Source organism: Cellulomonas sp. A375-1 (assembly GCF_001040865.1).
GTDB classification, from domain to species: domain Bacteria; phylum Actinomycetota; class Actinomycetes; order Actinomycetales; family Cellulomonadaceae; genus Cellulomonas; species Cellulomonas gelida.
Genome location: NZ_LFKW01000075.1, coordinates 29,338 through 36,854, shown reverse-complemented (window position 1 = coordinate 36,854; position 7,517 = coordinate 29,338). Strand labels below are relative to the sequence as shown.

6 protein-coding genes are annotated in these 7,517 nt (G+C 76.1%); all 6 read left to right on the top strand.

The features are described from left to right. Positions 1 to 2,044: 2,044 nt before the first annotated feature. Positions 2,045 to 3,169, top strand: a complete 1,125-nt coding sequence (locus CWIS_RS19340; RefSeq protein ID WP_082156321.1) for a hypothetical protein — start codon at positions 2,045 to 2,047, stop codon at positions 3,167 to 3,169. Next, positions 3,166 to 4,200 carry an HAD-IIA family hydrolase gene (locus tag CWIS_RS08415; RefSeq protein WP_048342817.1) on the top strand — a complete coding sequence of 345 codons (1,035 nt, stop codon included), beginning with the start codon at positions 3,166 to 3,168 and terminating at the stop codon, positions 4,198 to 4,200. The genes CWIS_RS19340 and CWIS_RS08415 overlap by 4 nt, the downstream gene beginning before the upstream one ends. A gap of 172 nt (positions 4,201 to 4,372) precedes the next feature. Further along, positions 4,373 to 4,759, top strand: a complete 387-nt coding sequence (locus tag CWIS_RS18010; RefSeq protein ID WP_082156320.1) for a hypothetical protein — start codon at positions 4,373 to 4,375, stop codon at positions 4,757 to 4,759. Positions 4,760 to 4,763: 4 nt separating this feature from the next. Beyond that, positions 4,764 to 5,570, top strand: a complete 807-nt coding sequence (locus CWIS_RS08405; RefSeq protein WP_048342816.1) for a TlyA family RNA methyltransferase — start codon at positions 4,764 to 4,766, stop codon at positions 5,568 to 5,570. Beyond that, positions 5,567 to 6,541, top strand: coding sequence for an NAD kinase (locus CWIS_RS08400; protein ID WP_082156319.1), 975 nt, complete (start codon positions 5,567 to 5,569; stop codon positions 6,539 to 6,541). Before CWIS_RS08405 ends, CWIS_RS08400 begins: the two co-directional genes overlap by 4 nt. Beyond that, positions 6,538 to 7,517 (top strand): AAA family ATPase (locus CWIS_RS19335; protein WP_048342829.1); only part of this gene is annotated, 980 nt, incomplete at its 3' end. The genes CWIS_RS08400 and CWIS_RS19335, both read left to right, overlap by 4 nt.

Genomic DNA, 7,517 nt, shown 5'->3' with positions numbered 1-7,517 from the left:
AAGAAGCCACCCCACACGGGGTGGCTTCTTCTGTTTCCCCGGCAGTTCACCGTCGTCTCGCGACGATGTGGTGGGACGTGCACAGCACATTCGCGTGGCGCGCGACGCGATGCCTCTGCGCGCTCGCGCGCTGACGCCGAACGGGCGTCGATCCGTCAGTGCTGCTCGCGCCGGCGAGCAAGGGCGGGATCAGCGAGCAGACCAGGTCGGTTCCAGTCGGTCTGACGCGGCGAGTGGTGGTTCGGCCAGCGGCGTGTCGATTCACAGCTGGGCTTCCAGAGGTCGGCGTGCCGGGGTGACGCGCGCCTGGTTCTCGCTGGGCCGGCCGGAAGCGGCAGCTCGCCTCGCGCGGTCGTCAGGGTGTGGCTTGCGCGCCGGCGGTGCTCCCGGAGCGCCGGGGGCAATCAGCGTCACGTTCTCGGCGGCTCGTTCGGTGCGGTGCGAGACCACCGCGGATGAGACGATGTTCCTCCAGGCGAGGAGAACACATTTCATGAACAGCGACGGCACGGCGGGTCGAGACGAAGGCCGATCGAGGGACGACGCGCGTCGGCCCGGCGGTCACGGCGCAGGGCGCGGCGACGCGCGGCGCGGACCGGGCAGCGGCGGACGTCCCCCCGTGGGTGGATCGCGTGACAGCGGCTCAGGTGACCGCCGCGGCTCCTACGGGCGGTCCGATGACCGATCCGCCGGACGTCGTGGAGAGTCAGGTCCGCAGCGCGGCGGTGACTCCCTCAGTGCCGGTGGCGACCGTCGTTCCGGTGAGTCCCGCGCGGGCGGCGGGTACTCGCGTTCCGGTGAGTCCCGTGGGGGTCGGCCCTACGGGGCCGGCGCAGGCGGTGAGCGATCCTATGCCTCCGGTGGTTCCGGTGCGCCGCGTTCGTCGGGTGGTCCGCGTTCGTCGGGTGGTCTGCGCTCGTCGGGTGGTCCGCGCTCGTACGGCGCGGGCGACGGCGGGGAGCGCTTCGCCGGGGGCGGTACCGGTGGTGGTCAGCGTTCGTTCGGGTCCGGTGCAGGCGGCTCCGAGGAGCGACGTGGCGGCCCGGGCGGGCGCGGCGGCTTCGCCGGCGACCGATCGCGCGGGACATGGCGTGACGGTGCCTCGAGCGGGGGTGCTCAGCGCGATCGGCGCGACGACCGCCGTGGAGGCTACGTCTCGGGCGGTCAGCGGGATGGTCGTTCGGCCGGCGGGTTCGCGCCCCGTGACGGTGGCTCGCGCGGCGGGGACAGCGGTGGATACCGCCCCCGAGATGGTGAGAGCCGCACGTTCCGGAGCGCGGGTGACGACCGACGGCCCTCGGGTGACGCCCGATCCCGTGGCGGCGACGCGCGGTACGGGCGTCCCGGCGGGGACGCACCTCGTGGCCGCCCGTTCGTCGCAGGTGAGCGGGCCGCGTCGCGTGGACGCGACGACCGCGCTCCGCGCGACGGAGGCCGCGAGACGCCTCGGTGGGGTGACGACCGGTCGCGCGACACCCGGCAGGGTGGCGGGCGGGCCGGTTCCGGCTATCGCGCCGGCGGGACCGGCGGCGCGCCCCGATCGGGTCGTGAGGAGTGGCGTCAGGACCGCGATCGCCCGGCGACCGGGCGTCCTGCTGGGGGCGGCCAGCGCGACGGCGGCGACCGATCCGATCGGGCACCGCGTGGGGCCTCTGGTCGCACGGGCGGGTTCGACCGGGGCACGAGCGATCGCAGTCACGGGTCGTACGGGCATGACGCAGGCGCGCGTGGCGACCGGCAGCGGCCGCCTCGCGACGACGCGCCGCGGACCTTCGGTGCGCGCAGTGAGTCGTCGCGCCGTGATGACGCGCGCGAGCGCCCGCAACGTCGCGAGTGGACGGACCGCCCGCCGACCTCGGACCGGCGTCCTGCCGCTGCGCGGCCCGGCACAGCCCAGGGTCGCGAGGGGGGCGGTCGACGGGACGAGGGCACCGGCACGCGCGAGGGCGCTCGTCGTCCCGCCGGCGGCGCGCCGCGAGGTCGCGACGGTCTGAGCAGCGACGCCTTCTCGCGTCCTTCGTGGTCGCGCGGCTCGGGTGCCCCGGTGGGAGGCCGCGCGCAGGACGGGCGTCGGTCCGACGACCGCGGCGCGTCGGGCGACCGTCGCCCGACGCGACCCCCGCAGGACCAGAGGGTCTCCGGTCCGGAGATCCCCGAGGACGTGGTGTTCGGTGACCTCGACCGCGCCGCACGCGCGCCGTTGCGGACGCTGTCGAAGGAGAACGCCAACCAGGTCGGGCGGCACCTCGTGATGGTCGGGCGCCTGCTCGACGTCGACCCCGAGCTCGCGTACGAGCACGCTCAGGCTGCGGTGCGCAGCGGCGGCCGGGTGGACGTCGTGCGGGAGGCCGCTGGCCTCGCGGCGTACCGCACCGGGCGCTACGCCGAGGCGCTGCGCGAGCTTCGCACCGTGCGGCGCCTCAACGGCTCGTCGGAGCACCTGGCGATCATGGCCGACTGCGAGCGAGGGCTCGAGCGTCCCGAGCGGGCGATTGCGCTTGCTCAGAGCCCGGAGGCGCAGACGCTGCCGGCGGAGACGCGCGTCGAGCTCGCGATCGTCGTGAGCGGCGCGCGGCTCGACCTCGGCGAGGCGGAGGCCGCCGCGGCGGCGCTCGGCACACCCGAGGCCCGCGCGGCGTCCGGGGCTCTTGCGGTGCGCGTCGCGGTCGCCAAGGCGGCCGCCCTCGAGGCGGCCGGGCGCGGGAGCGACGCCGAGGCGGAGCTCGCGCGCTTCACGGCCGAGCAGCTGGCCGAGGCGACCGGCGAGGACGCTCCGGACGAGGCGGACGAGGTCGTCGTCTTCGACCTCGCGGAGGACGAGGACGAGCTGGCCGTCGACGAGGATGCCCGCGAGGGCACGGCGCGCGTCGGGGCCGAGCACGACGTCAACGAGCACGACGTCAACGAGCGTGACGTCGTCGACGCGCGCGATGCAGGCGCGGCCGGTGCCGACGGTCCTGGTGTCGGTGCCGTCGACGACCTGCCTGGTGACGAGGACGCCGTCGAGCCGGTCGCCGCAGCGGCGACCGAGGACGCGGGCCGTCACGACGTCGCGCAGGACGAGGTTGCGACGGACGAGGTTGTGTCGGGCGAGGTTGCGCCCGACGAGGCCGACGAGGCCTCGGGTGACTCGACCGACCTCGAGGACGGCGGGGAGACGCAGGCGTGAAGGCTGGACTGGTCGGGGCCCCGGTGGCGCCCGCAGAGGCGTACGACCTCGCGCTCGTCGACCTGGACGGCGTCGCGTACCGGGGACACGAGCCGATCGCACACGCGGCGGACGGGCTGACCGGGGCGCGTGATCGCGGGATGCGCCTCGTCTTCGTGACGAACAACGCCTCGCGTGAGCCCGAGTCGGTGGCCGACCAGCTCACCGGGCTGGGCATCCCGACCACGGCGGCCGAGGTGATGACCGCGGCGCAGGCCGCGGCGCAGCTGCTCCGGACGCGGCTCGAGCGCGGTGCGCGCGTGCTCGTCGTCGGCGGTGCCGGTCTGCGCACCGCCGTGCGTCAGGCCGGGTTCACGGTCGTCGACTCCGCCGACGACGAGCCGGAGGCCGTCGCGCAGGGCTTCGCGCCCGAGGTCGGGTGGGCCCAGCTCGCCGAGGCCGCGTACGCGATCGAGCGGGGCGCCTGGCACGTGGCGTCCAACCTGGACCTGAGCCTGCCGACCGCGCGGGGCTTCGCGCCGGGCAACGGCTCGCTCGTCGGTGCGGTGCGTGCCGCGACCGGTGTGACGCCGGACAGCGCGGGCAAGCCGTCGCCGGCCATGTACCGGATGGCGGTCGATCGCGCGGGAGCCCGCGAGGCGCTCGTCGTCGGCGATCGGCTCGACACGGACCTCGCGGGTGCGCGGTCGGGCGGCTTCGTCGGGCTGCACGTGCTGACCGGGGTCAGCTCGGCGCGTGACGACGTGCTCGCGCACCCGGGCGAGCGTCCCCACCTGATCGGCGCCGACCTGCGTGCGTTGCACGAGCCGCACCCCGAGCCCGTCCCCGCCGCGGACGGGTGGTGGACGTGCCGTGAGGCGTCGGCGCGCGTCGTCGGCGGCGCGCTCGAGCTCGGGCGGGGCGGCGACGACTCGACCGCGTCGCAGCTGGACGTCGTGCGCGCCGCGTGCGCCGCTGCGTGGGCCGCGGTCGACGCGGGCGAGACCCTCGACGAGGCGACCGTCCCGGAGCTTGCGACCGACCTCGCCTGACGTCGTCGGACGCTCGGGCTCGTCCGACGAGGTCCGGGTGTCGCGTGCCTGTGGGTCGCGACCCCGGCTCGTCGGGCCCTGCGGGTAGCGTGGGGCGAGCCCGACGCACACGTCAGGCAGGCGCCCGGCAGGACGAGGAGCCCGACCGCTCGCGCGGCCGTGGACCGAGCCCGTGCCGGGGCGCGAGACCGAGCAGGACGAGCGACCCCGCGACCCGCGGGGCGCCCAGCGCGACGAGGAGGCCGACACGGTGGACGACGACACGCAGCGTGCCGCAGTGCCGTCGCCGGCCGCGCTCTCGGCCCGCGTCAGCGCGGCGGCCGTTCGCGATGCGGCCGCTGTGACGGTGGCCGACGCGCGGCGGGGCGACGGCGGCGCGGCACCCGACGGTTCGACGTCCGATCACGCGACCGCGGGCGGGCTCACCGGCGACGGCGCCGTGGACGAGGCGCTGCGCTCGCTCGACGGGTTGACCGATCGCCCTCTGCCCGCGCACGTCGCGGCGTTCGACGCCGTGCACGGCGCCTTGCAGGACCGGCTGGCCGAGGCCCAGGGCTGACGGCGTGACCACGCGACTCGACACCGAGCTGGTACGGCGCGGCCTGGCTCGCTCGCGCCGGCAGGCGGGCGAGCTCATCGCCGCCGGCCTGGTCACGGTCGACGGGCGGCCCGCACGGCGCAGCGCGACGCACGTGACTCCCGAGCTGGGCGTGGAGGTCGCGTCGACCGACGGCCCGGACTACGCCTCGCGCGCGGGACACAAGCTCGCCGGCGCGCTCGACGCGCTGCCCGCGCTCGACCCGGCCGGCCGGGGCTGCCTGGACGCAGGCGCGAGCACGGGCGGGTTCACCGACGTGCTGCTGCGCCGCGGTGCCGCATCGGTGTGCGCGGTCGACGTGGGTCACGACCAGCTCGTCGACCGGCTGCGCAGCGATCCGCGCGTCGACGTGCGCGAGGGAGTCAACGTCCGCACGCTCGCAGCGGGTGACGTCGTGCCCGCACCGACGCTCGTCGTCGCCGACCTGTCGTTCATCTCCCTGCCGCTCGTGCTGCCTGCGCTCGTCGCGGTCGCGGCACCGGGCGCGGACCTGCTCGTGATGGTCAAGCCGCAGTTCGAGGTCGGTCGCGGGCGGCTGGGCTCGGGCGGCGTCGTGCGGGACCCGGAGCTGCGGGTGGACGCCGTCGTCGGCGTGGCGCGAGCGGCAGCCGAGCTCGGGCTCACGGTCCGCGGAGTGGTCCAGAGCCCGTTGCCCGGCCCGAGCGGCAACGTCGAGTACTTCCTGTGGCTGCGGCCGCAGCGCTCGTCGGACGTCCCCGTCGAGCGGATCGCGCACGTCGTGCGCGGCGAGGATCCCGGAGGTGAGCTGTGACGCGGCGTGCCGTGATCGTCACCCACCGCGGCCGGCGCGCGGCAGTCGCCGCGACGCGCGAGGCCGTGCGGGTGCTGGAGTCGGCCGGCATCGAGGCCGTGCTGGCTGCCGAGGACGCGGTCGCCACCGACCTGCCCGAGTTCGAGCTCGCGGTGGTGCTCGGCGGCGACGGCACGATCCTGCGCGCCGCGGAGCTGACGCGCGGTACGGGGGTGCCGCTGCTGGGGGTGAACCTGGGGCACGTCGGGTTCCTCGCCGAGAGCGAGCGGGACGACGTCGGCGAGGCCGTCCGGAGGCTCACGGAGGGGGACTTCGAGGTCGAGGAGCGTGTCACGCTGCACGTGCGCGTCCTGCTGCCCGACGGCGACGTGCGTGAGGACTGGGCACTCAACGAGGCGGCGCTGGAGAAGGGTGACCGCTCGCGCGTCCTCGAGGTCGCGGTCGAGGTCGACGGACGACCGCTGTCGAGCTTCGGGTGCGACGGCGTCGTCGCTGCGACGGCGACGGGCTCTACCGCGCACGCGTTCTCCGCGGGTGGGCCTGTCGTGTGGCCGGACGTCGACGGGATGATCCTCATCCCGGTCGCCGCGCACGCGCTGTTCGCGCGCCCGCTCGTGGTGGGCCCGGCGAGCCGGCTCGCGCTCGAGGTGCTCGAGCGTTCGCCGTCGCCGGGCCAGCTCACGTGCGACGGGCGTCGTACGGTCGAGATCCCGCAGGGGTCACGCGTCGAGATCACGCGCAGTGACGTGCCCGTGCGGCTCGCGCGCCTCTCGCCTGCACCCTTCACGACGCGGCTCGTGCAGAAGTTCGCGCTGCCCGTCGAGGGGTGGCGTGGGCTCGCGTCCGCGGGCGTCGACGACGAGGCGGACCGTGACGAGGCGGTGCTGGACGAGGCCGCCGGAGGTTCGAACGGTCAGGACGCGGCCGGCGCGGGTCGCACGGGGCTCGACGACGAGGTGGGTGCTCGGTGATCGAGGAGATCCGGATCGCCGACCTGGGGGTGATCGGCACCGCCGACGTGACGCTGGGGCGCGGACTGACCGTGCTCACGGGTGAGACCGGCGCGGGCAAGACGATGGTGCTCACGGCGTTGTCGCTGCTCCTGGGCGGGAAGGCCGACCCTGCGACGGTGCGCACGGGCGCGTCCGGTGCGTCCGTCGAGGGGCGGGTCGTGCTCGACGCGGACCACGCCGCGGTCGCCCGCGCTCTCGAGGCGGGCGGCGAGGTCGACGAGGACGGCAGCCTGCTCCTCGTGCGCACGGTCGGCGCGGCGGGAGAGTCGGGCACGGGCAGGTCGCGCGCGTTCGTCGGTGGGCGCTCGGTGCCGCAGTCGGTGCTGGCGGAGCTCGCCGAGTCCCTCGTCACGGTGCACGGACAGGCGGACCAGGCCCGGCTGCGCTCGTCGGCGCACCAGCGGGCCGCGCTCGACGAGTTCGCGGGTCCCGACCACGGCCGCACGCTGCGCGAGTACCGCGACGCGTGGGCCGAGCGTGCGCGGGTGCGCCAGGAGCTGGCCGAGCTCGTCGACCGCGCCCAGGACCGTTCCCGCGAGGCGGAGCTGCTGCGGCTCGGGCTCGCGGAGGTCGAGCGGGTGGACCCGCAGCCGGGCGAGGACGTCGAGCTCGCGACCGAGGAGCAGCGGCTCGCGCACGCCGAGGAGCTGCGCGTGGCGGCGGCGACGGCGCACACCGCGCTCGCGGGCGACGAGAGCGGCGCGGAGGCGGCCAGCGCCGCGGATCTGGTCGAGCACGCTCGTCGGGCGCTCGAGCACGTCGCGTCGCACGACCCGGCGCTCGCCGAGCTCGCGACGCGGGTGGGGGAGGCCGGTTACCTGCTGGCCGACGCCGCGGCCGAGCTCGCGGCCTATGCGGGCGACCTGGCGGCCGACCCGCGTCGGCTCGAGGTCGTCAACCAGCGCCGCGCCGAGCTCGCGACCCTCACGCGCGC